Genomic DNA, 22,761 nt, shown 5'->3' with positions numbered 1-22,761 from the left:
TAAAAACACAATATATAGGATTAAAAACTTTTTAACTACAATATATTGTGTTTTTAATCAGCTATACTTAAGATATAGAACTATCTGTTTTGGTATTACCTCCTCCTTTCATGGAATGAAATGAGGCTATAACAACAACACCTTCCGTGGAGAAAATATGTCTGAGATTCTAGAGCCGGTAAAAGATGTATCGCAAACAAGTCAACTGGAATTGACCGCTAACGCCCCAGGTTCATTGAAAACCATTAAGCGTAATGGCAAAGTTGTCTCCTATGATGACAGCAAAATTAAAGTTGCCATTACTAAAGCATTTATTGCGGAAGAAGGTGGTAATGCGGCTGCCTCCAATCGTATCCATCAGCGGGTTGAGGAAATCACCCAACAAATCACGCAAACGTTTAAGCGTCGGCTTCCAAGTGGAGGCACCATCCATATTGAAGACATTCAAGACCAAGTCGAACTTGCGTTAATGCGAAATGGCGAGTACAAAATTGCGCGCGCTTACGTACTTTATCGAGAAGAGCATCGCAAAGCACGCGAGGCCAGTTTAAAACAACAAGCAAGCGATTCCAAAACCCTACTCATTACCATGCCCAATGGCGAACTGGCGCCTCTTGATATGGATCGCGTGAGTACAATTGTTGCTGAGGCTTGCCGTGAATTGGAAAACGTCACAGCAGAACCTGTTATTAAAGACGCACTTCGTAACCTCTATAACCAAGCCAAACTTGAAGACGTTCATAAAGCATTGATCATGTCTGCGCGCACCATGGTCGAAAAGGAGCCTAACTACACTTATGTCAGTGCGCGCCTGTTGCTAGATAATCTGCGTTCAGAAGCATTAAGCAAGTTAAAAATACAAACTGAAGCGACCTTTGACGAGATGGCCGCACTCTACCCTACTTACTTTAAAGCTTATATTGCACACGGTATAGCCCAAGGTTTACTCGATCACCGCCTAGGTGAATTTGATTTAGATAAACTTGCTAAAGCATTGTTACCTGAACGGGATATGATGTTTACCTACTTAAGTTTGCAGACCCTCTACGATCGCTATTTTCTTCATGAATTTGGGGTGCGTTACGAATTACCACAAGCCTTCTTTATGCGTGTGGCGATGGGGCTTGCTATTCGTGAACAAAATCGTGAAGACAGGGCAATTGAGTTCTATCTGCTCCTCTCTTCTTTTGATTATATGTCTTCCACCCCTACTCTCTTTAACTCAGGAACTGTAAGGCCGCAGTTATCAAGCTGCTACTTAACCACTGTACCTGATGATCTGGATGGCATTTATAGTGCGATTAAGGATAATGCCTTGTTGTCCAAATTTGCGGGTGGATTAGGTAATGACTGGACACCCGTACGCGCCATGGGTGCACACATCAAAGGTACTAATGGCAAATCACAAGGAGTTGTACCTTTCTTAAATGTGGCTGATGCCACTGCCGTGGCTGTTAACCAAGGCGGTAAACGTAAAGGTGCTGTTTGTGCATACCTCGAATGCTGGCATCGCGACGTGGAAGAATTCCTCGAACTCCGTAAAAACACAGGAGATGATCGCAGACGTACTCATGATATGAATACAGCACTGTGGATTCCTGATCTTTTCATGAAACGCGTTCATGAAGAAGGTGAATGGACATTATTTTCTCCCGATGAAGTACCGGATTTACATGATCAATACGGCAAAGAATTTGAGACGTTGTATATTGCTTATGAGGAAAAAGCACGCCAGGGTCAAATTAGAAATGTTAAAACCTTATCTGCCCTCAAGCTATGGCGACGCATGCTTTCCATGTTGTTTGAAACCGGCCATCCCTGGATTACCTTTAAAGATCCTTGTAACTTGCGTTCACCCCAGCAGCATGTGGGAGTTATTCATAGCTCTAATCTCTGTACAGAGATTACGTTGAATACCTCAGAAGATGAGATTGCTGTTTGTAACTTAGGTAGCGTCAATCTACCGGCGCATATCCGGAATGGTAAAATTGATCGGGAAATGTTAAGAAGCACTGTCCGCACCGCGATTCGCATGCTCGATAACGTCATCGATATTAACTACTATTCAGTGCCACAAGCACGTAATTCAAACCTAAAACACCGACCAGTCGGTTTAGGACTGATGGGATTCCAAGACGCGCTTTACATGCTTAAACTCGATTATACTTCTAAGGAAGCCATTGAATTTGCCGATGAGTCGATGGAATTAATCAGCTATTATGCTATCGAAGCGTCTTGTGAATTAGCCAAAGAACGAGGTAGTTATTCAAGCTATGAAGGTTCATTATGGAGTAAAGGTATTCTACCTATCGATTCTATCAATTTGTTACAGCAAACCCGGGATAAATACCTCGAGCAAGATCGCTCACAGCGCCTAGACTGGGAGAGCTTACGTGTTAAAGTTCGCACTCAAGGTATGCGCAACTCTAATGTAATGGCAATAGCACCGACAGCAACCATTTCGAACATTTGCGGTGTATCCCAATCCATTGAACCGACCTATCAAAACTTATACGTGAAGTCGAACTTATCAGGCGAATTCACTGTGGTTAATCCTTATTTGGTGGCTGATTTAAAAGCGCTCAACCTTTGGGATGAGGTGATGGTTAATGACTTAAAATACTTCAATGGCAGTGTGCAACCAATCAGCCGTATTCCTGCTGAATTAAAAGCCCGTTATGCCACTGCGTTTGAAATTGATCCGATATGGTTGGTTGAAGCAGCCTCTCGCCGACAGAAATGGATCGACCAAGCTCAGTCACTTAATATTTACATGGCAAAACCATCCGGTAAAAAATTAGATCAGCTGTATAAGCATGCGTGGATACGCGGTTTAAAAACAACCTATTATTTACGTAGCTTAGGGGCTAGTAATGCTGAGAAATCGACTGTTACCGATGGCGCGCTTAACGCAGTTAAAATTGAAGAGCCTAAAGTGTGCTCCATTCTTGACCCTGATTGCGAAGCATGCCAATAATGAGGAGAAAATAAATGTCTAGTGCTACTAGTGGACAACAAACCAAAGCACCTGAGTTTTCAGGTTTAACAGGCTTAGAAGCCATAGAAATGGGTGCAAGCCGTATTCATGTTGATGATAAGCAAATCATCAATTGCCGTGCCGATTTAAATCAATTAGTACCATTTAAATACAAATGGGCTTGGGACAAATATTTAATCGGCTGTGCTAACCATTGGATGCCTAATGAAATTAACATGAGTGCCGACGTGGCTTTATGGAAAGATCCTAATGGCTTAACGGCTGATGAACGTCTTATTGTTATGCGCAACTTAGGCTTTTTCTCAACTGCTGACTCATTAGTTGCAAATAATTTAGTCTTAGCCGTTTATCGTCATATTACTAATCCTGAATGCCGTCAGTACCTTCTACGTCAAGCGTTCGAGGAAGCTTTACATACCCATGCTTACCAATATGTTATTGAAAGTTTAGGGCTTGATGAAGCCGCAGTCTTTAACATGTACAGGGAAATTCCCGCCGTTGCTAATAAAGCGGCTTGGGCTCTACCCTTTACCCAAAGTCTGAGCGATCCCAACTTTCATACAGGAACTCCTGAAAATGATCAGCGCTTATTGCGTGACTTAATCGCTTTCTACGTCGTTTTTGAGGGCATCTTCTTCTATGTAGGGTTCACACAAATTCTTTCCATGGGAAGACGTAACAAAATGGTAGGCACTTCTGAGCAATTCCAATACATTTTACGTGACGAATCCATGCACATGAATTTTGGCATCGATGTGATTAACCAAATCAAAATCGAAAACCCTCATCTTTGGACCCCTGCTTTTAAAGAAGAAATGATTCAAATGATTAAGGAAGGGGTTGAATTAGAGTATCAATACGCTAGAGACACCATGCCACATGGTATTTTAGGCATGAACGCAGAAATGTTTGAGGGATACCTACACTTTATTGCCAACCGCCGCTTTAGCCAGATTGGCCTACCCGAGCAATACCCAGGTGCGGAAAACCCGTTCCCTTGGATGAGTGAAATGATGGATTTGAAAAAAGAGAAAAATTTCTTTGAAACTCGAGTCATTGAATACCAAGCTGGCGGTACATTAAGCTGGGATGATGAGGATTAATTACGAGTTTAGTTTTCCTGTTCGGCAAGCCCAAATGCGGGCTTGCAGAGTGAACATTTGCTTGGCTGCGCTAACGAAGAAGCTCAAAGTATTTTTGATAAACCCCAGTATTCCAACTCTATTGGTTTTCGTCTGATGCACCTAACCAATGATGCGCGTTTTTTAAACACCCTCCTGCAAAGATTATCTAAATCGGAATTCATATTTTAAGTATTTTAAACTAATTTCATATTTTTAAGCATTAGCTATATTCAAGGGAACATGAATGTACCAACGATTCAAAATAGGAAATAAAAACAACGATAAACTAATCCATAAAATTAAGGAGCTGAAAAACTCTGGAGTAGCAGAGCTTGATATGCGTTCAAGCGGCTTTGAAAAAAAAACAGCAGAAGAGATTGTGGCCATCTTGTCTAATCTGAAAGACTCCGGAATAACCCACCTTAATTTAAGTTGGAATAAACTTGGAAAACGAACAACAAATGATCTGGTAATCATTTTAGGAGCTTTAAAAAACTCCGGGGTAACTGATCTCAATTTGACCGGCAATAACCTTGAAGAAAAAACAGTTGAAGAGCTCATAATTATTTTAGATGCTCTCAAAAATTCAGGCGTAACCCATCTTGATTTAAGCTTTAATTATCTTGGAAAAAAAACGGCACAAGAATTAACAACCATTTTCAGTACTCTGAAACAATCAGGCATTACCTATATTAAATGGACCGGTAATGATCTTTGGAATTTAAAAACCGTGGAAGAGATAATAACTATCCTTGACGCCCTAAAAAAGTCAGGTATAACTCATTTAAATTTGGGCGATAATTCCCTCAGTAAAAAAACCACGCCCGAGATAATAACCATTTTCGATACTCTCAAACACTCTGGCATAACCCATCTTCATTTATGCAATAAAGAATTTTTGGGGAAAACAGCGGAAGAACTGGCAACCATTTTAAGTACCTTAAAAAACTCAGGGATAACCCATCTTGATTTAAGTTACTGTGAACTTTGGGGGAAAACAATAGAGGAACTGGTAATTATTTTAGGCGCATTAAAAAATTCTGGGGTAACTGATCTCGATTTGAGCTGGAATAATCTTGGATCAAAAACAGCCGAAGAACTGACAACTCTTTTTACTGCAATTCCATTCGATATTGAATCTGTTCGTTTTGGGCTTTACGAGTTACAATGGATAGCATTAGAGCAACGTCAGGCTATTCAGACGCGTTTTCCGGACTCTGAACATATCATTTTAATCAATGGTTGTTCAGGTAAAGGATTAAATCCAACGTGTAGCAGAGTAGACGCGAATATCTACAGAAAACTGGGATTTAAAATGCCACCTCCATCGCTGCTCAATATGTGTGGCTTTTTTACTGCCAATCGAATATCCCCAAAAAAATGTATGGAAAAATTACCTATTGAGCTCTATGAACAAATACAGCAATTTAGAACATAAATTCGCTTCGGGTTTTATTTGATTCATTTAGCTAAGTGATTAATATCATGAACCATTATTTTCAGTATTCTTAAACATTGGCATAAATTTATTGTTTATCTCCTGCCCAGAAGATTGATTAGAAAGAGCAGCTGAAATTTCTTCTTTTGAGAATTTAACTATCATTTCAGATTTTTTGCATCGAGAGGAGTCATTGCATTTTATATCGGCAATAAAATCGCCTGAATTGTCTATACTCCACCCAATGGAAATGTTGGAAGTGCTTACTCCAGCAGACTTGGCAGTATTGAGAAGTTCTTTATCAATAATTAATAAACCTCGTTGGTAATTTTCAGTACTTGTGCTGCTATACGCTGGATAAAAGGTAAACAGTAGTAATAGATAGCTAATAGACAGAATTTCCTTTTTTGTGAGCATGATAAAATTCCCTAATCAGTTAGTCGCCGCCTTATCTATATGAATATAGCCTAATCTTAAGTTTAGTGGCTACTTAATCCAAAAACTCATAAAGCTCTGTGGGAGTCGAATAGTTGGCCTTCCCTGGATGCGAATAAGATTCGATAGTCAGGCGATCTAACTCATTTCTCCTACCTTGATGTTGACGACAGAAATTTGCTTGTGCTAGCTTGTAATTCGATGAAACTAAAAGGAGTTAGGAATGGATCTAGTCAGTTTGTTGATTAGCTTAATCAGTGGAGGAGTTGGCGGTAATATTCTTGGGGCTGCTTGGAAAGATAAAAGCCTTGGTGCAATCGGTAACTCGATTGCCGGAGCAATTGGAGGAGCAGCGGGTTCTTACATCACCATGGCTGTTGGCGTTTTAAATACGTTAGGTTTAGGCAACATGACAATGGGCTCACTTCTCGGCAATGTCGGTTCCAGCGCGGTGGGTGGTGCTATTTTAACGGCTATTGTTGGTGCTATAAAAAGCGCGATGAGTAAAAAAGCATAATCTCAGCTTATCGCTTGAGAATCAGAGCGTTAATAATTCCTCTCTTGACGTCTTGAGACCGTGCGGGATCCCGTGATGGTAAACATTCCGGATCCCGCGGTAAGCCCACGGGACGTAGGAATAAAGAAAAATGGCAACTACGGTTCGTCCCAACCATCCGGTTGATTGTAACTTCTACGGATTACTATCCTGCGGACGCATATGCGGAAACAGGATAACATCACGGATTGACGGTGAGTTTGTAAATAACATAACCAGTCGATCAATGCCTATCCCTTCACCTGCCGTTGGCGGCATACCGTACTCCAGAGCCTGGATGAAATCACTGTCAAAATGCATTGCTTCCAAATCGCCAGCATTTTTTTCTTCGACTTGCTTTAAGAAACGCTCAGCTTGATCTTGAGCGTCATTGAGCTCAGAAAATCCATTAGCAATTTCTCGTCCAGCAATAAAAAACTCAAACCGGTCAGTGACTTCCGGATCGTTATCATTGCGGCGGGCAAGAGGCGAAACCTCTGTTGGATACGCCGTGATAAAGGTGGGTTGGATCAGCTGATGTTCGACCTTTTCGTCAAATAGGATCATTTGTAATTTGCCCAACCCATCACTGTCCTTATAATCAAACCCGAATTGATCGAGTAAAGCTCTACAACCTTCCACCGTTTCAATCTGTTCAGCTTTAAGTTGCGGGTTGTAGTGAAGAATAGCTTCTTTTACAGTCATGCGTGCGAATGGTTTACCGAAATCGATAGTGTGCTCTTGAAATTCGATTTGCCGCTTACCCAATACAACATCACAAAGATAATGAAGCAACTGTTCAGTAAAATCCATTAAGTCATTGTAATCCGCGTAAGCTTGATAAAATTCCACCATAGTAAATTCGGGATTATGACGAGTAGAAAGCCCTTCATTGCGAAAATTACGGTTAATTTCATAAACGCGTTCAAAACCACCCACCACTAAACGCTTCAGATACAACTCCGGAGCAATACGTAAAAACATCTCCATATCCAGTGTGTTATGGTAAGTGATGAAAGGTCGGGCGACCGCTCCCCCAGGGATCGGATGCATCATTGGCGTTTCTACTTCTAAAAACTGATGATTATCCATGAATTGGCGGAACGCCTTGATTAGTTTCGAGCGTAAAAGGAACGTTTGTCGGCTTTCTTCGTTCGCTATTAAATCAACATAGCGCTTGCGATAGCGCATTTCCTGGTCAGCCAAACCGTGAAACTTGTCAGGCAAAGGGCGTAAAGACTTAGTTAATAGCTCGATATCCTCTGCGTTTACAGTCAATTCTCCAGTATTGGTTATAAACAACTCACCTTTTACACCGACGATATCGCCAAGATCCCAATGCTTAAATTCCTCATAGACTTCGGGCAAGTCATTCTGGCGCACATACACTTGGATCCGCCCTGAAACATCTTGAATATGGAAAAAGCTAGCTTTCCCCATAATACGGCGTAAAACGATACGTCCTGCGACAGCAACTTTCACTCTTTGCGCTGCTAAAGCTTCTTTATCGATTCCTGCATACTGATTTTGCAGGTTAGCTGCCAAATATTGACGGCGAAATTTATTGGGGAAATTAAATCCCTTAGAACGCAAATCCGCTAATTTTTGCTTACGAATTTGGTAAACTTCACTCTCGTCTAAATGCTGTTCTTCTATCATACTACCCCAACTCCCGCTTTCAAACTTGCAACAATAAATTGATCTAAATCGCCATCTAAAACCGCTTGTGTATTCGAAGTCTCAACACTCGTGCGTAGATCTTTCACCCGTGACTGATCTAATACATAGGATCGAATCTGCGAACCCCAGCCAATATCTGACTTAGAGGCTTCAAGCGCTTGTTGTGCTGCGTTCTTTTTTTGCATTTCCATTTCGTATAACTTCGCACGCAGTTGTTTCATTGCCTGATCTTTATTCTTATGTTGGCTTCGATCAGTTTGGCACTGGACAACGATTCCACTGGGCACATGAGTAATTCGCACAGCAGAATCAGTACGGTTAACATGCTGGCCGCCAGCTCCGGAGGCACGATAAGTATCAATACGTAAATCTGCCGGGTTGATTTCAATCTCAATGTCATCATCGACTTCTGGAGAAACAAACACCGCAGCGAACGACGTGTGACGACGATTTCCGGAATCAAAAGGTGATTTTCTTACCAACCGGTGAACACCTGTTTCAGTGCGTAACCAACCATAGGCGTACTCACCACTGAAATGAATCGTGGCACTTTTAATTCCAGCAACTTCACCTGCGGAGCATTCAACTAATTCAGTCGCAAAGCCATGGTGCTCACCCCAGCGTAAATACATACGCAATAACATCTCGGCCCAATCTTGTGCTTCTGTCCCCCCTGAACCGGCTTGGATGTCTAAATAAGCGTTGCAATTGTCCATTTTACCGGAAAACATACGCCTGAATTCAAGCCCAGCAACTTTTTGTTCAATCGCCGTAACCTCAGCAGCCACATCATGAATGGCACTTTCATCCTCTTCTGCACGAGCTAACTCAAAAAGCTCATTTAAATCAGTAATGCCCTGGCTTAACACTTCTAATTGATTTACAACTGCTTCCAGTTGTGCCCGTTCGCGTCCCAAAGCTTGTGCTTGCTCAGGATTATTCCAGATTTCAGGCGACTCTAACTCGCGTATGACCTCTTCTAAACGTTCGCGCTTACCATCAAAGTCAAAGATACCCCCGAAGCGCATGAATTCGCTCATCTAAATCCGCCAAATCAAGAGTAATTTGATTTACTTCTAACATGAATATCCTAATTAAAATTTTTAATCAAAACTGTTATTGTATCGTGAAAGCGAAAAGCTGGCCAATAGAATGACCTCTTTCGCACATCGATTTCTAATATATGTTCATTTTTTAATCATTAAAATGAAAATTATTCGATCATTTTCGAAAATTTAAAATTTTTCCCCTTTTCCTCAATATATAATAGAACTCTAAGTTGAAACCGTCTTGCTATACTATAGAAATAGAGAAGACAGTTGTATCATTACCGGAGATTGAAATGAGTTATGACAAACGTGATGAAGAACTGAGGAAGCAAAAGGCTTTAGAAGAAGAGGCAGCAAAAAAGAAAGCACAAGAGGAACAGGAAGCACAGCGTCTAGTTGAAGAAGAGAAGAAACGTGCAATCGAAGCGAAAGCGGCACAAGAAGAGGAAGAAGCCAAAAAGAAATCTCCTGAAACAGAAAAAACACCTGAACATATTGCCTATCGCGTTTTTGAACATCTTGATGAAAAAACGAAAAAAGAATGGAAAAAGGACACCGATGATCTTATTGGTGACTATAAAAAACAATTCCCCGATAGAGAAATAGACGCAAAAGGAACTTTGGTCTTTCACAGTCAAGAAGAAATGATGAAATTTTTCACTGACCAAGCTCAACAAGGAAGAAAATTCTTATGTGCAGAAGTGGATGCAAGTGGAAAACCCACTGGTCAGTACCAGTTTTCTTGTGGTGATGGTAAGCTTTATTCAGGCAGCCTTGAGCAAATTCAAGCTGCAATGATGAAAAATCAAAGCACTGCTTCCCCGGAAAACCAAAAATTACTATCCGCAGGCCTCACCATGATTGATAAGCTTCTTAATCCGAAGCCTAATCCTACTCAAGATATTAAAGAACGCTTAAAAGCAAGTCAAAGTGGTGCCACACCTCCGAAAAAAGAAGAAGTCAGTGAATCGCAACCGACTGCCCCTAATCCTCTTTCTACTGTCCCGAGATTGTAGTGCGGGATTGGTTTAAGCCGTTTGATTCAACATTTGAACTAAGTAGCAAATGTTGAATCCTTGACAAACCGTCAGGCTAAAAAATTTTTCTTGATGATGAACAAAAATCTCCCTGTAACGCGAAAGAGATTTTTTGGGAAGCAGGAACTATCGCGAGAGAAGAAATAATTAGCGCAGTAGCCTAGGAGCCAGAATTTTAGGGTAGTGTTTAAATAACTGTGTCATCTCTTTTAACTTGTTATAATTTCAACACTTAAAAGAGGTGCCCATGAGTAAGAATAAAAAGATAGATTTATCCAATTTTGATTTCAATGATTTTAAGTCTGAAGCCTTAACGCAATTAAAGTCTGGCCAGTCCCTTACTGGTAAAGACGGTATCTTAACTCCTCTGATCAAAGAGCTTCTTGAAGCAGCCTTAGAAGGTGAAATGGAGGCTCACATTTCTGATTGTCATGATTCAGGCCTAACCAATCGTCGCAATGGCAAAACATCCAAGTTAATGAAATCTACAACTGGTATTTTTGAATTAGACACTCCACGGGACAGAGAAGGACTTTTTGAGCCTGAAATTGTTAAGAAGCGCCAAACAGTATTGAATGAGTCATTAGATAATAAAGTGCTGGCCTTATATGCCCTAGGTATGAGCTATGAAGCCATTAGTGAGCACCTGGCTGAAATGTATGGTCTAGACGTATCCTCAGCTAAAATAAGCCTCATCACGGATAAATTGTTGCCTATGATTACCGAATGGCGCAATAGGTCTTTAGAGTCTATATATCCTATTGCCTTTTTAGACGCGATGCATTTTAAAGTACGTGTTGAGGGCAAAGTCACAAGTAAGGCATTTTACACGGTCCTTGCCGTTACTCCTGAGGGCAAGAAAGATATTTTAGGGCTTTATTTGTCAGAAACTGAAGGCGCGCGGTTTTGGCTTGGTGTCTTAAATGACCTTAAAGCACGAGGGGTAGAAGATATTCTTATTGCGAGTATCGATGGACTTAAGGGTTTTCCCGAAGCTATTGCTGAAGTCTTTCCTAAAACAGAAATCCAACTATGTGTAGTTCACCAAATACGAAACTCCCTGAAGTATGTTGTTAGTAAAGACCAAAAGGCATTCATGGCTGATTTAAAGCTTGTGTATAAGGCCTCTAGCAAAGATTTAGCTGAGCATCATTTGCTTGAACTAGAGGAGAAATGGGGCAAGAAATACCCAGCAGTTATGAAGTCATGGAATAATAACTGGGAGGCTTTGTCTCAATACTTCAAATACCCCGAAGAGCTAAGACGTATCATTTACACCACGAACATCGTAGAGGGGTTCCATCGCCAAATTCGCAAGTACACCAAAAACAAAGGCGCTTTCACTAGTGAAAACGCACTGATAAAGCTTATTTATTGTGCCTGCCAAAAAGTACTGGAAAAATGGAGTCAGCCCATGCACAATTGGGCGCTTATCGCGTCTCAGCTTCATATTTATTTTGAAGACCGTATGAACCTGAGACTTAGATAATCAATGAGGTGACACAGTTAGATGAACACTCTCAATTTTAGGAGAAGTTAACATTACTCTTAGTTCTTCACTCAATGACTGTTCTTGTTTGTTTTTTTATCACCGAACGATAAGCGTGTAAGTTCATGAGTAATTCAGCTTCGGCATTTGATAAATGGCAACTGTCAATGATTTCATCTTTATTGCCTCCCATTTCCAGTATGCGTAAAGCATGCTGATATCCGCCATCGTTATCACGCTTATTTTCTAAAGCTTGCAGTTGATTATCCATGCTGATAAGTTGGCGATTAATTTCGGCAATCTGTTTCGCGAATCCTAAATCCGCATTGACTAGCAAATTGTGCTTAATTTGATACTGTTCTAATTCTGCCTTAATTTCCTTCACTTGGCGGGTTAAGCGAATAAAAGCACGACGATAAGAGAGGATTGCTCTCACAAAAAAGAAAGATAACAGCAATCCTGCGCTTACTAAAGTAATCATGGTATTTCCTTATTATTATTTACATTGGTTGATTCAGTATTCGTCGCTCCAGGAGTTGAGACCCCTGTCTGTCCAGCCTTCACTTCATTACTTGGATTTTTGTTTGTAAGACTCATTGAAGGATCTAATAACCGCGGTACGGCTTTATCTTTCGCGATGATGACATTAACCCGTCTGTTTAGGGCACGGCCTTCTTCTGTATCATTACTGGCAACAGGGTATTGCTCACCATAACCTGTTACTGACATTTGTTTTTGATCCACACCAAAAGATGTCAAAGTACGAGCGACCGCAGCCGCCCTGGCAGAGGACAATTCCCAGTTGGAAGGATATTGCTCGGTGTCAATGGGCATGTTGTCAGTATACCCTTCAATCGCGATTGGATAGGGAAGACTCTTAATGATTGAGGCCAATTTCATTAATTTTACAACCGCTATAGGTCTTAAATCTGCACTACCGCTATCAAACAAAGCACCTGCCTTAATATCCAATTCAACCCAACCATCGCGTGGGTTCATTTGATAATCCGAGTCTTGCAAATCCGATAGAGCCTTAATCAATTGATTGAATTGATCTTTTTCATTAATGGGACTTTCCACGGCTTTTTTTAGTTCTTTTGTTGTCTGCGCAACATTCGACACAGACTGCCCCTCGCCTTTCGAAGTAAACGCGGAGTGCATCCCTTCAGCAAGTGATTTATATTTTGAAACGTTAACCGAGGAAATCGCATACATCACCACAAAAAAAGCAAAAAGGAGAGTGATGAAATCCGCGTAGGAGACCATCCATCGATGGGTATCCTCATGAGGAACAGAGTTCTTACTTTTTCTTCCTCTCATCCTGGCGACGTTGTCCGTAATTATTTAATTTCAAGTTTAGCATATTTGGACTTTCCCCGCTTGCCATTGAAACCATTCCCTCAACGATCATCTCGTCATGATGAGCCCTGTTCGCAATGCAACTCTTTATTTTGTTTGCAACAGGTAGGAAAACTAAATTGGCAAGACCCACGCCATAAATGGTGGCAACGAAAGCCACTGCAATGCCATGTCCTAGCTCATGAGGCTCGGCAAGATTCCGCATGACCTGAATTAACCCTAGAACCGCCCCTAAGATACCAATCGTCGGACTATAGCCGCCCATACTTTCAAAAACATGTGCAGCGCGTAAATCTTGGTCTTCACAGCGTTCTATCTCAGACTCTAATACCTGTCTTATGTTTTGTTTATCAACTCCGACCACCAATAATTCAAGCCCCTGGCGCATCAGCGGATTTTTTTCTCTCTCAAGATGTTCCTCCAAAGAGAGTAAACCAAACTGTCTTGACTTTCGTGCCATCTCAATTAATTGCTCTCGGCTTTTTTCATAAGGCTGCTTGGGCGGGCGAAAAATCCACGGCAGGATCCTAAAAGCATGTAAAAACGTGTGCAGTGGAGTTTGGATCATCACCGCCCCCAAAGTCCCTCCCACCACAATGAATAGAGCGGGTAAATTCATTAAAGAATGGATATCCCCACCTTCAAGCATTTGTCCAAAAATAATTGCTAAAAAAGCGGTCATCAAACCAAGTAAGGTCAAACCATCCATAATTTTATCCCATCACTCTGGTAATCGAGATTTTATACGAAGCATTGCTTGGCTATGAATTTGCGACACTCGCGATTCACTCACGCCCAAAACTTCGCCAATTTCTTTTAAATTCAGATCTTGTTCGTAATACAAAGACAACACTAAACGCTCATTTTTGGGTAAGCTTTCTATGACTTGCGAAAGATGATTAACCATATCATCTCTTAAGACATTCTGCTGAGGTTCACTGAATTCTTCCCCATCTATTTTTAAAATATCATCAGTTACACCAAGATCATCAAACCCATAAAGTTGACTGCCAGCCGTGTCCTTAAGCATTTCATAGTATTCGTCCAAACCCAAACCAAGTTCAGCCGCAACCTCCTGATCCTTAGCATCACGGCCAAGTCGATTTTCTACTGTCCTCACAGCATCAGCAATCATGCGTGCGTTACGGTAGACTGAGCGAGGAACCCAATCATTACGCCGTACTTCGTCCAACATGTGGCCACGAATACGAATTCCTGCATAAGTTTCGAAAGAGGCGCCTTTTGTTGAATCGTAATGTCTCACCGCTTCAAGCAATCCTAACATTCCTGCTTGCACAAGATCATCGAACTGTATGGAGTGCGGCAAACGCCCCAACAGATGGTGTGCTATACGTTTGACTAATAGCGCATGGGTTTTAACCAGCATCTCCTGAGTTTGTTGATTCACTTTGCCGTAGGCAGCCAAAGCATCCACGACTCTCTCCTTTTCGCTGTACTCAGCCCCTGTCAAGGAACGTCGTATTTCGTGCCTCTTGCGAGAAACCCCGCCAAATCCGACCGTTCGATTAAACATCAACTCAGGGACTCTGAGTTAGTACGTTTCGCTTGCCTTGGAAAATACTTCCTTTGCCAATTGCATTTTTAGTGTTACTCAGCCTGTTTAATAAAGAATTACAGAAAATCAATGCAGCTCTTCTAAGTTTAGCAAATCCAAGGCAAACATTTTTTTCAATATTCTCCTGCGACTAACCGTTCAATAAAAAAACTTGTATTACCTCCTAATAATGGCTTATATGGCCAATCCTCCACCGTATCGGCTAATTGTATAAATGACTTTGCCGCTGTTGACTCCGGATAAGAAATAAGCACAGGTTTTTGTTTTTTTACTGCCTCATGGATTTTGTCATCAAAAGGAATCGCCCCTAAATAGTCGAGGCGAACATCTAAAAACTGTTCTGCAACCCGATATAATTTGTTAAAAAGCTCTTTCCCTTCCCGTGTACTTCTCACCATATTGGTAAGAATATGAAAATGGCTCCACTCGTAGCGTTTGGACATGACTTTAATCAGCGCGTAAGCATCAGTAAGTGATGTGGGTTCATCACAAACGATAACAATCAATTCTTGAGATGATCGTGCAAAACTTAACACCGTATCAGAAATACCAGCTGCGGTATCAATAATCATGTAATCGACATCATCCGTTAATTCATTAAAAGCATCGATAATACCGGCATGTTCGACCGAGCTTAATTGAGTCATGTATTCCGTTCCTGAGGCAGCAGGAATTATTCTTATGCCGTTAGGTCCTGTAAGGATAATGTCACTTAAATGACAAAGGCCTTGAACGACATGGGAAAGATTATATTTGGCATGTAATCCCAACATGACATCAATGTTAGCTAACCCTAAATCGGCATCAAGCAATAACACATTTTTTTCTCGTTGGGCTAGAGCTAAAGCCAGGTTAACTGAGACATTACTTTTACCCACTCCTCCTTTTCCTGCAGTTACAGCAATCACCTTAACTGGTTTTGAACGGGATAAATGACGTAATCCGGCCGCTTGGTCTACCATCTCTTCCTTATCCTTCGACATATAACCTCCCTGCAACAGCATGCGGTGCCTTATGTTCCTGACCATTTATTTGGTTAAGCGTAACCTCTTGGCTAGTTAATTGCTCGATTAACTGATGGCGGGTAGCAATTTTAATATCCTCTGGTACACGTTGGCCGTGTGTCAGATAACTGACTCCAATGCCCGTTTCAGCAATGGCACTTAAAATACCTCCTAGAGCAAGCGATTCATCTAGTTTTGTGACGATACATTGTTCAATGCGTTCTACATGAAAGCGTCTAATCGCATCAATGAGCACCTGATAATGATTAGTCGCCTGTAAAACCAAAACGATTGATATCGAGTGCAATCGGGAGCTTAAGATGTCCATCTGCATTTCCACTCTTTCATCAGCAGGATTCATTCCTGCGGTATCAATTAATATTAATTTTTTATCATTGAGTTGGCGAATTACTCGCGATAATGCGACCTCATCCTGTGCAACGCAAACTTGTACTCCAAGAATTTTACCGTAAAGCATCAACTGTTCTTGGGCTGCTATTCGGTAAGTGTCCATCGTCACTAAACCTAATTTATCTGCCCCAAATCGCAAAGCGAAGCGGGCTGCAATTTTGGCAAGCGTGGTTGTTTTTCCAACCCCTGTTGGGCCCACAAAAGCATAAATACCCCCCTCTTCTATCCGCCGGGAATCGCGAATAGGCAGCGCATCGGAAAAAAGAGTAAGCACTTGCTGCCAAGCACTTTGCTGGTTAAGACTTGGATTAATTTTGGTGACCAGAGACGAAGCAGTTGTGTGGCTTACTCCTAGATTGAGTAACTTTTGCATTAATACAGTATGCAAAGGCTCACCATGACCTGCATAACCACGTAATTGAGCTTCTAACATACCCCGTAGGGTAAGAATTTCTTGACGCATATCATCCAAAGGGGATGAAGGAGTTGGGGTATCTGTTGCTTTGGTTATTGGTTCAGCAGTGGCAATAGCAGTGCTGGTCGCCAGTACAGTCTCATCAAAATCAACAGCAGCCACTATCTCTACGCCACCTTCGACACGACTGCTTGATAAGATAACGGCGTCAGGACCAAAAGTCGCTTTAATTTGTTGCATTGCGCTACGTGTATCCGGGGCAACAAAACGTTTTAATTTCATAGAAACTCCATCTATCCTACTGTACCAATAATCCTTATTCGTTTGTTATCAGGAATTTCCTGATACGATAAAACATGTAAGTTACTGGAAATATTACGCACAAAACGTGCCAAAACAGTTCGTATACTTGGTTGTACAACTAATACCGCTAACTCTTGTTTTGCCTGCTGCTGAGCAGCAAGCTGCGTCAACGAATGCTGTAATTTATCGGCCATTCCTGGTTCAAAACTCACTCCCTGGCCGATATTGTTTTGAATAGTATTTTGCAATAACTGTTCCAACTCGGGTTTCAAGGTAATAATTGGCAGTTCCTCATTCAGACCGCTAATTTTTTGCGTGATTAAACGCGACAAGGCAATCCTAACCTGGCTAATAAGATAATCGGTATCCTTCGATTTTGACGCAGACTCCGCCAAAGTTTCGACGATAGTGCGAATATCAGTTAATGGAATGTGTTCAACCAATAAACCTTGTAAGACTTTACTTACCGCGCCTAAAGATAATGCTTCCGGTACAAGCTCTTTCACGAGTTTAGGCGAAGTGCTTGCCAATTTATCCAATAATTGCTGAGTCTCTTCGTACCCTAAGAGCTTATGGCTATTCTGCTCAAGTATCTGACTTAAATGAGTCGCTACCACCGTGGAGGCATCCACCACGGTATAACCAAACGTATGCGCCCTCTCCTTTTGGCTATCGTTAATCCAAACTGCATCCAAGCCAAAAGCAGGATCTTTTGTTTCTTGTCCCTCTAAAACACCAAATACTTGGCCAGGATTAATTGCTAACCATTTATCGTTGAATATTGGCGCCTCCCCCATGACCACCCCGGCTAAACTTATACGGTAATAATTCGGTTTGAGATCCAAGTTATCACGGATGTGTACTGTCGGGATAAGAAAGCCTAATTCTTGGGATATTTTCTTACGGACTCCTTTTATTCGTGCCAACAGCACTCCACCTTGCGAACTATCAACGAGAGGAATTAGGCGATACCCTACCTCTAAACCAATGACATCGACAGGATTTACATCATCCCAAGATAATTCAGCGGTAATGGGCTCGCTGATGGCTGTGGAGCTCACTTCTGTTGGCTTTTCAGCTTTAGATTTTTGCTTAATTTGTTTAATCATTAAGTAGGCTATTCCACCCAATCCTATTGCTAAAATCAGGAATGCGATGTGTGGCATACCCGGAATCAGGCCGATAATGCCAATAATTCCAGCGGCAATGATCAACGAACGCGGATTACCAAAAACTTGTTTCACTACTGCATTGCTCATATTTTGAGCACTAGAAACACGAGTGACCATGATTGCCGCAGCAGTAGATAAAACAAGCGAAGGCACTTGGGCGACTAAGCCATCGCCAATAGTCAGTAAAATATAATTATGCAGCGCTTCGGTTAATCCCATGTTGTGTTGCAGCACACCAATAATCAACCCGCCAACAATATTGATGAGCAGAATTAAAATGCCGGCAATGGCATCGCCTCGTACGAACTTGCTTGCACCGTCCATTGAGCCATAAAAATCAGCTTCTTGCGCAACCTCTGCACGACGATGGATCGCCTGCTCCTGGTTAATCAAACCTGCATTCAGATCTGCATCGATTGCCATTTGTTTGCCAGGCAAGGAATCTAAAGTGAATCGTGCACTGACTTCAGACACACGCCCTGCACCTTTAGTGACCACAACAAAGTTAATGACGACAAGGATGATAAACACCACCAGACCAACCGTGTAATTCCCCCCTATCACCACCTCCCCAAATGATTTAATGACTTGCCCGGCAGCATCTGTCCCGGTGTGACCGTTCAGTAATACAATGCGGGTAGATGCCACGTTTAAAGCGAGTCGTAATAAAGTTGCTATAAGAATAACTGTGGGAAACACAGCAAAATCGAGCGGCCTGTCGCTGTAAATTACAGCAAGAAGAACTACCAATGAAAAAGCGATATTAAAAGTAAAGCAAATGTCTAAAAAAAAAGGCGGCAAAGGCAGCATCATCATGCTAAGCATAACGATAAGCACAAGCGGAGTGCCTAAACCTTGTTGCAGCCACTGACGTAGTGTATGGAAAACCGCATTGACATTCACCATCAGACATTCTCCTCAACATCACGTTTTAGCTCATCGGGTATTGGTAGATTCTGCAAAACTTCCGGCTTTCTTTGATAATTTTGTTTATCTTTTAACTGAAAAATATAAGCCAGGACTTGGGCAACTGCGACGTATAGCCCGCGCGGGATTTCCGCATTTAAATCGGTTGAGTAATAAAGCGCCCGTGCTAAGGGAGGCACTGAAAGTATGGGTATTCGATGGGAGAGCGCAACGCGATTAATTTGTAGGGCAATTAAATTCTTGCCTTTAGCCACTACGATTGGCGCACGATTTCCATGTTGCTGGTATCTTAAAGCAACCGCATAATGAGTTGGGTTAGTGAGTACCACATTCGCTTTGGGCACTTCAGCCATCATCCTCCTCTTGGCAATTTCCTGTTGAGTGCGACGAATTAAACTTTTAACCTCTGGTTTACCTTCAGTTTCTTTAAATTCATCTTTTACCTCTTGTTTAGTCATTTTTAATTGCTTTTTATGCTCATACAATTGAAACGGTACGTCCACAGCAGCTATGAGAATAAGACTTGCACTCATGATTAAAAATGACTTGATCACCAAGCCCATGCCTGTGCCCAAAGCGCCTGCTAAAGGGTAATCGGCTAAAGAAAGCAACACGGGTATTTGCATTTTCAAAACAAGAATAGCAATGGATGCAACAAGTAGAAATTTAAGCAGCGACTTAATCATTTCCACCAAGCCCTTAAGCGATATCATGCGCTTTAAGCCTTTCAATAAACTTAAACGGGAAAACTTTGGTTGCAAAGACTCCACACTAAAAGCCCACCCCCCTATTAATAACGAAGCGAGTAGAGAAAGTACTAGTATCATCATGAAAAGGGGAATGACCGCGCCAAAACCAAGCTTTACCAAGTAGTAGAGCTGATGTATCCCTAAAACTGGCAACGTTAAAATAGAGCTATCAAAGTCAAACGCTTGACGCATCATCAACATAAACTTTGTCGAGATATACTTGCCAAAAATTAAAAGCGCCACTCCAGAAGACAATAAAATTAAGGTCGCATTAAAATCTTTCGAGCGTGCAACCTGTCCTTTTTCTCTTGCTTCTTTAAGCCGCTTAAGCGAAGGCTGTTCAGTCTTTTCTTGTGCTTGTTCTTCAGCCATTTAATGCAGAATTCCTATAATAAGCCGCATTCCTTGATCCAGACTATCCGAAATTTGGGCAGCCACTCCGGGTAAACTAATACGGATAATAACCATTCCCATCATTAGTGTGATGGAAAAGCCGATGGAGAAAATATTTAATTGGGGCGCCACTCTTGTCATTATCCCAAAACCTAAGTTGACGATTAGTAAAGATAATATTGCTGGCAACGCTACAAGTACTGCCTCTTTAAACATCCAGCCCGAAAACGCTAGTACCGATCCAATGGCAGCAAGGCCAAGACTTATTTTTCCTACCGGCATTTTCTGAAAACTACCTAACAAAGCATCAAACACCGCTAAATGGCCGTTAATGGTAAGGAAGATCAGGCTAATCATCATTAAGTAAAACTGACTCACCAAAGGGACAGATGCTTTGGTAGCGGGATCAACCATGGTTGCAAACCCAAGTCCTGCTTGCATGGCAATCACTTGGCCTCCTAGTACAAAAACCTGAAAAACCACTTGCAAAACAAAACCCATTAAGAGACCAAGCAACAACTCATGGACAATAATAGCGACATACCCCCCGTCAAAATGCAAAAAAGAGAGATTTTCGTTTATAAAAGGGGCACATAAAAAAGCTACAGTGAAAGCAAAAACAATCCTTATCCGTGTAGGTACAAGCACAGAAGAAACAAGTGGCATGGTTAAAAATAGGCCACTAATGCGTGGTAGCGGCCATATGATCTGGCTGAATTGGTTAATCATGGCCTGATAATTCAAATTCATGCTTAACCTATCAAATAAGGAATGTTAGTGAACAAGGAATCCGTGTAATTCATCATGGTTTTCAAAAGCCAAGGACCCGCGAACACAAAGACCAAAAATGTAATAAAAAGTTTTGGAATAAAACTTAAACTCATTTCGTTAATCTGGGTTGCTGCTTGAAACATGGAAACCAGTAACCCCACGATGAGGCCGGGAATGATTAGCACCGTTAAGATGATTGTCATGATATATACGCTTTCACTAAATAGTGAAACAACTGTTTCAGGTGTCATCCATTTCTCCTTTCGAATCCCTGTAATCGATCAGTCTGGCCTATTACGAATCCCTCGTGCGAATCAAATAGCCAGAACGCAAGCATTGCCGTAAAAAAGGCTTTATCTTCGATCTCCCCTCATTACAGCGACGACTAGCTCATCGCAAAACTAGAGGCTAATGATCCCAACACCAATGTCCATCCATCTACCATTACAAACAACATGATTTTAAAGGGCAACGAAATAATCAGCGGTGAGAGCATCATCATACCCATTGCCATTAATACACTCGCAACCACTAAATCGATAATTAAAAACGGCAAAAACAAAATAAAACCAATTTGAAACGCCGTTTTTAATTCGCTGGTAATAAAAGCCGGAATCAAAATACTCATAGGAATCTCGGCAAGCGAGGAGTAAGTCTTACTGCTAAATTTTTCAAAAAGCGCCAAATCATTCTTGCGTGTTTGATTAAGCATAAAACCACGCAAAGGCTCCTGCGCTTTGGTCATGGCTTGGGGAAAATCCAATTTATCTGCTAAATAAGGCTGTAAAGCTTGCTCATTGATTTGATTGAAAACAGGCGCCATAACAAAAAAAGTCATGAATAAAGCAATACCTATGAGGATCTGATTGGTTGGTGTTTGTGCCATACCTATGGCTTGCCGCAAAATTGACAACACAATAATAATTCGCGTAAACGCGGTCATTGCCATTAATAACCCAGGCAAAACACTCAGCAGCGTCATAAAAATTAAGATTTGTAAATTGACACTGTAAGTCTGACCACCGTTACTCGCTGGCGAAACGGTAACAGCAGGTAAAGAAGTTGTAGCGGCTTCAGCTATCCAGGGGAAAAAAATTAATGCGGCGCAACTAATTAAAAAAATCCTTTTCATTCTGATTTTCCAAGAGCAGTTTTCAGAAACTCCGAAAATGATGGTTTAGGCTCTGATGAAAAAGATGGGGGTAGTTCTTCACCAAAATCATGCAATGTATTAATGCTTCCGGAAGTTACCCCCAGAAGAAGAATACGCGATCCTACCTGAACGAGCATGATCTTTTCCCTAGCACCTAAATTCATGCAGGCAATTATTTTAAAACCGCTCGCATTCGCGAATTTAGCGCCATTTAAGCGGCGTAGAATCCAAGACAATAAAACAATCACAGCCACGACGATCAGCAAGCCACCGAGGACACGCATGAGCTCGCTGCTGCTTAATGCCGGCGAATTATGAGTGGATAAAGTCGTCGCTCTGGATATTATAGGTAACAAGTTACCAACCAAAAGTCCAATAGAGCCTAAAAAAGTTAATTTCATCTTAGGCGTTTGATGCGTTCTGCTTTGCTCACAATATCAGTTAAGCGCACACCAAATTTGTCATTAACAACCACAACTTCGCCGTGAGCAACTAATGTCCCATTAACCAATACATCCAAAGGTTCACCCGCTAACCGATCGAGAGCTACAATACCGCCTTGGTTGAGCTGTAAGAGATTGCGTATCGTCATTTTGGTACGGCCGATTTCTACTGTGACAGCTACCGGAATATCCAAAATTAATTCCATTTTTTCTACATCTGCATCTTGAGGCACAGCATTCTGTTGTTGGGTTGCTGTTGTTGTCACCTCAGTCTGATTTGCCATTTACTCAACTCCTAGT

The 22,761-nt window shown here is 41.6% G+C and carries 22 protein-coding genes; 6 read left to right on the top strand and 16 right to left on the bottom strand.

What is annotated here, in order from left to right:
* The first annotated feature begins 157 nt into the window (after window positions 1-157).
* The 3 genes from LMI_RS05170 to LMI_RS05160 all read left to right on the top strand — a co-directional run bounded on the left by LMI_RS05170 (window position 158) and on the right by LMI_RS05160 (window position 5,560).
* Window positions 158-2,977, top strand: a complete 2,820-nt coding sequence (locus LMI_RS05170) for a ribonucleoside-diphosphate reductase subunit alpha (protein ID WP_045098842.1) — start codon at window positions 158-160, stop codon at window positions 2,975-2,977.
* 14 nt (window positions 2,978-2,991) lie between these two features.
* Window positions 2,992-4,101 carry a ribonucleotide-diphosphate reductase subunit beta gene (locus LMI_RS05165; RefSeq protein WP_045098841.1) on the top strand — a complete coding sequence of 370 codons (1,110 nt, stop codon included), beginning with the start codon at window positions 2,992-2,994 and terminating at the stop codon, window positions 4,099-4,101.
* Window positions 4,102-4,366: 265 nt separating this feature from the next.
* Complete coding sequence (locus LMI_RS05160; RefSeq protein WP_052679459.1) at window positions 4,367-5,560, top strand: leucine-rich repeat domain-containing protein; 1,194 nt, start codon at window positions 4,367-4,369, stop codon at window positions 5,558-5,560.
* A 45-nt stretch (window positions 5,561-5,605) separates the two neighbouring features.
* Here the strand turns inward: LMI_RS05160 and LMI_RS05155 are convergent, their stop codons facing one another.
* Window positions 5,606-5,977: a hypothetical protein gene (locus tag LMI_RS05155; RefSeq protein ID WP_045098840.1), complete on the bottom strand. Its 372-nt coding sequence runs from the start codon at window positions 5,975-5,977 to the stop codon at window positions 5,606-5,608.
* A gap of 241 nt (window positions 5,978-6,218) precedes the next feature.
* Here LMI_RS05155 and LMI_RS05150 point away from each other — a divergent pair, with 241 nt between their 5' ends.
* The gene (locus LMI_RS05150) at window positions 6,219-6,512 is read left to right on the top strand and encodes a hypothetical protein (RefSeq protein WP_045098839.1); all 294 of its coding nucleotides are present in this window, start codon (window positions 6,219-6,221) and stop codon (window positions 6,510-6,512) included.
* A 174-nt stretch (window positions 6,513-6,686) separates the two neighbouring features.
* Here LMI_RS05150 and lysS read toward each other — a convergent pair whose 3' ends face one another.
* The gene (lysS, locus tag LMI_RS05145; RefSeq protein ID WP_045098838.1) at window positions 6,687-8,189 is read right to left on the bottom strand and encodes a lysine--tRNA ligase; all 1,503 of its coding nucleotides are present in this window, start codon (window positions 8,187-8,189) and stop codon (window positions 6,687-6,689) included.
* A protein-coding gene (gene prfB, locus LMI_RS05140; protein ID WP_102010545.1) for a peptide chain release factor 2 occupies window positions 8,186-9,293 on the bottom strand; the annotation gives its coding sequence in 2 pieces (ribosomal slippage) (window positions 8,186-9,217 and window positions 9,219-9,293; 1,107 coding nt in all). The genes lysS and prfB overlap by 4 nt, the downstream gene beginning before the upstream one ends.
* Before the next feature lie 259 nt (window positions 9,294-9,552).
* Here prfB and LMI_RS05135 point away from each other — a divergent pair.
* Both LMI_RS05135 and LMI_RS05130 read left to right on the top strand, forming a co-directional pair.
* Entirely contained in the window at window positions 9,553-10,275 is a 723-nt protein-coding gene (locus LMI_RS05135) for a hypothetical protein (RefSeq protein ID WP_045098837.1), read from the top strand.
* A gap of 268 nt (window positions 10,276-10,543) precedes the next feature.
* Entirely contained in the window at window positions 10,544-11,785 is a 1,242-nt protein-coding gene (locus LMI_RS05130; RefSeq protein WP_045098241.1) for an IS256 family transposase, read from the top strand.
* A 67-nt stretch (window positions 11,786-11,852) separates the two neighbouring features.
* Here the strand turns inward: LMI_RS05130 and LMI_RS05125 are convergent, their stop codons facing one another.
* The 13 genes from LMI_RS05125 to fliN all read right to left on the bottom strand — a co-directional run bounded on the left by LMI_RS05125 (window position 11,853) and on the right by fliN (window position 22,745).
* Window positions 11,853-12,263: a DUF2802 domain-containing protein gene (locus LMI_RS05125; protein WP_416419603.1), complete on the bottom strand. Its 411-nt coding sequence runs from the start codon at window positions 12,261-12,263 to the stop codon at window positions 11,853-11,855.
* Complete coding sequence (locus tag LMI_RS05120; protein ID WP_074454245.1) at window positions 12,263-13,105, bottom strand: OmpA family protein; 843 nt, start codon at window positions 13,103-13,105, stop codon at window positions 12,263-12,265. The genes LMI_RS05125 and LMI_RS05120 overlap by 1 nt, the downstream gene beginning before the upstream one ends.
* The gene (locus LMI_RS05115; RefSeq protein ID WP_045098835.1) at window positions 13,086-13,853 is read right to left on the bottom strand and encodes a flagellar motor protein; all 768 of its coding nucleotides are present in this window, start codon (window positions 13,851-13,853) and stop codon (window positions 13,086-13,088) included. Before LMI_RS05115 ends, LMI_RS05120 begins: the two co-directional genes overlap by 20 nt.
* A gap of 12 nt (window positions 13,854-13,865) precedes the next feature.
* Complete coding sequence (locus tag LMI_RS05110; protein ID WP_045098834.1) at window positions 13,866-14,579, bottom strand: RNA polymerase sigma factor FliA; 714 nt, start codon at window positions 14,577-14,579, stop codon at window positions 13,866-13,868.
* 254 nt (window positions 14,580-14,833) lie between these two features.
* Complete coding sequence (locus tag LMI_RS05105) at window positions 14,834-15,703, bottom strand: MinD/ParA family protein (protein ID WP_045098833.1); 870 nt, start codon at window positions 15,701-15,703, stop codon at window positions 14,834-14,836.
* Window positions 15,690-16,832, bottom strand: a complete 1,143-nt coding sequence (gene flhF / locus LMI_RS05100) for a flagellar biosynthesis GTPase FlhF (protein WP_045098832.1) — start codon at window positions 16,830-16,832, stop codon at window positions 15,690-15,692. Before flhF ends, LMI_RS05105 begins: the two co-directional genes overlap by 14 nt.
* Before the next feature lie 11 nt (window positions 16,833-16,843).
* Complete coding sequence (flhA, locus tag LMI_RS05095) at window positions 16,844-18,931, bottom strand: flagellar biosynthesis protein FlhA (protein ID WP_045098831.1); 2,088 nt, start codon at window positions 18,929-18,931, stop codon at window positions 16,844-16,846.
* Entirely contained in the window at window positions 18,931-20,073 is a 1,143-nt protein-coding gene (flhB, locus tag LMI_RS05090; protein ID WP_045098830.1) for a flagellar biosynthesis protein FlhB, read from the bottom strand. Before flhB ends, flhA begins: the two co-directional genes overlap by 1 nt.
* Entirely contained in the window at window positions 20,074-20,844 is a 771-nt protein-coding gene (gene fliR, locus LMI_RS05085; protein ID WP_045098829.1) for a flagellar biosynthetic protein FliR, read from the bottom strand.
* A 2-nt stretch (window positions 20,845-20,846) separates the two neighbouring features.
* On the bottom strand, window positions 20,847-21,116 hold the full coding sequence (gene fliQ / locus LMI_RS05080; protein WP_045098828.1) for a flagellar biosynthesis protein FliQ: 270 nt from the start codon (window positions 21,114-21,116) through the stop codon (window positions 20,847-20,849).
* 134 nt (window positions 21,117-21,250) lie between these two features.
* Window positions 21,251-21,997, bottom strand: coding sequence for a flagellar type III secretion system pore protein FliP (gene fliP / locus LMI_RS05075; RefSeq protein WP_045098827.1), 747 nt, complete (start codon window positions 21,995-21,997; stop codon window positions 21,251-21,253).
* Complete coding sequence (gene fliO, locus LMI_RS05070) at window positions 21,994-22,419, bottom strand: flagellar biosynthetic protein FliO (RefSeq protein ID WP_052679458.1); 426 nt, start codon at window positions 22,417-22,419, stop codon at window positions 21,994-21,996. The genes fliP and fliO overlap by 4 nt, the downstream gene beginning before the upstream one ends.
* Entirely contained in the window at window positions 22,416-22,745 is a 330-nt protein-coding gene (fliN, locus tag LMI_RS05065; RefSeq protein WP_074454246.1) for a flagellar motor switch protein FliN, read from the bottom strand. Before fliN ends, fliO begins: the two co-directional genes overlap by 4 nt.
* Window positions 22,746-22,761: the final 16 nt, after the last annotated feature.

The organism is Legionella micdadei (assembly GCF_000953635.1).
In the GTDB taxonomy this organism is placed as follows: domain Bacteria; phylum Pseudomonadota; class Gammaproteobacteria; order Legionellales; family Legionellaceae; genus Tatlockia; species Tatlockia micdadei.
The sequence above is the reverse complement of the archived record's forward strand: the minus strand, read 5'-3'. Positions and strand labels throughout refer to the sequence as shown.

What these genes read in the sequence shown, in the direction of transcription:
- LMI_RS05170 (WP_045098842.1), top strand. Translation starts at nt 158, where the DNA reads ATGTCTGAGATTCTAGAGCCGGTAAAAGATGTATCGCAAACAAGTCAA.
- LMI_RS05165 (WP_045098841.1), top strand. Translation starts at nt 2,992, where the DNA reads ATGTCTAGTGCTACTAGTGGACAACAAACCAAAGCACCTGAGTTTTCA.
- LMI_RS05160 (WP_052679459.1), top strand. Translation starts at nt 4,367, where the DNA reads ATGTACCAACGATTCAAAATAGGAAATAAAAACAACGATAAACTAATC.
- LMI_RS05155 (WP_045098840.1), bottom strand. Translation starts at nt 5,977, where the DNA reads ATGCTCACAAAAAAGGAAATTCTGTCTATTAGCTATCTATTACTACTG.
- LMI_RS05150 (WP_045098839.1), top strand. Translation starts at nt 6,219, where the DNA reads ATGGATCTAGTCAGTTTGTTGATTAGCTTAATCAGTGGAGGAGTTGGC.
- lysS (WP_045098838.1), bottom strand. Translation starts at nt 8,189, where the DNA reads ATGATAGAAGAACAGCATTTAGACGAGAGTGAAGTTTACCAAATTCGT.
- LMI_RS05135 (WP_045098837.1), top strand. Translation starts at nt 9,553, where the DNA reads ATGAGTTATGACAAACGTGATGAAGAACTGAGGAAGCAAAAGGCTTTA.
- LMI_RS05130 (WP_045098241.1), top strand. Translation starts at nt 10,544, where the DNA reads ATGAGTAAGAATAAAAAGATAGATTTATCCAATTTTGATTTCAATGAT.
- LMI_RS05120 (WP_074454245.1), bottom strand. Translation starts at nt 13,105, where the DNA reads ATGAGAGGAAGAAAAAGTAAGAACTCTGTTCCTCATGAGGATACCCAT.
- LMI_RS05115 (WP_045098835.1), bottom strand. Translation starts at nt 13,853, where the DNA reads ATGGATGGTTTGACCTTACTTGGTTTGATGACCGCTTTTTTAGCAATT.
- LMI_RS05105 (WP_045098833.1), bottom strand. Translation starts at nt 15,703, where the DNA reads ATGTCGAAGGATAAGGAAGAGATGGTAGACCAAGCGGCCGGATTACGT.
- flhF (WP_045098832.1), bottom strand. Translation starts at nt 16,832, where the DNA reads ATGAAATTAAAACGTTTTGTTGCCCCGGATACACGTAGCGCAATGCAA.
- flhA (WP_045098831.1), bottom strand. Translation starts at nt 18,931, where the DNA reads ATGGTGAATGTCAATGCGGTTTTCCATACACTACGTCAGTGGCTGCAA.
- flhB (WP_045098830.1), bottom strand. Translation starts at nt 20,073, where the DNA reads ATGGCTGAAGAACAAGCACAAGAAAAGACTGAACAGCCTTCGCTTAAG.
- fliR (WP_045098829.1), bottom strand. Translation starts at nt 20,844, where the DNA reads ATGAATTTGAATTATCAGGCCATGATTAACCAATTCAGCCAGATCATA.
- fliQ (WP_045098828.1), bottom strand. Translation starts at nt 21,116, where the DNA reads ATGACACCTGAAACAGTTGTTTCACTATTTAGTGAAAGCGTATATATC.
- fliP (WP_045098827.1), bottom strand. Translation starts at nt 21,997, where the DNA reads ATGAAAAGGATTTTTTTAATTAGTTGCGCCGCATTAATTTTTTTCCCC.
- fliO (WP_052679458.1), bottom strand. Translation starts at nt 22,419, where the DNA reads ATGAAATTAACTTTTTTAGGCTCTATTGGACTTTTGGTTGGTAACTTG.
- fliN (WP_074454246.1), bottom strand. Translation starts at nt 22,745, where the DNA reads ATGGCAAATCAGACTGAGGTGACAACAACAGCAACCCAACAACAGAAT.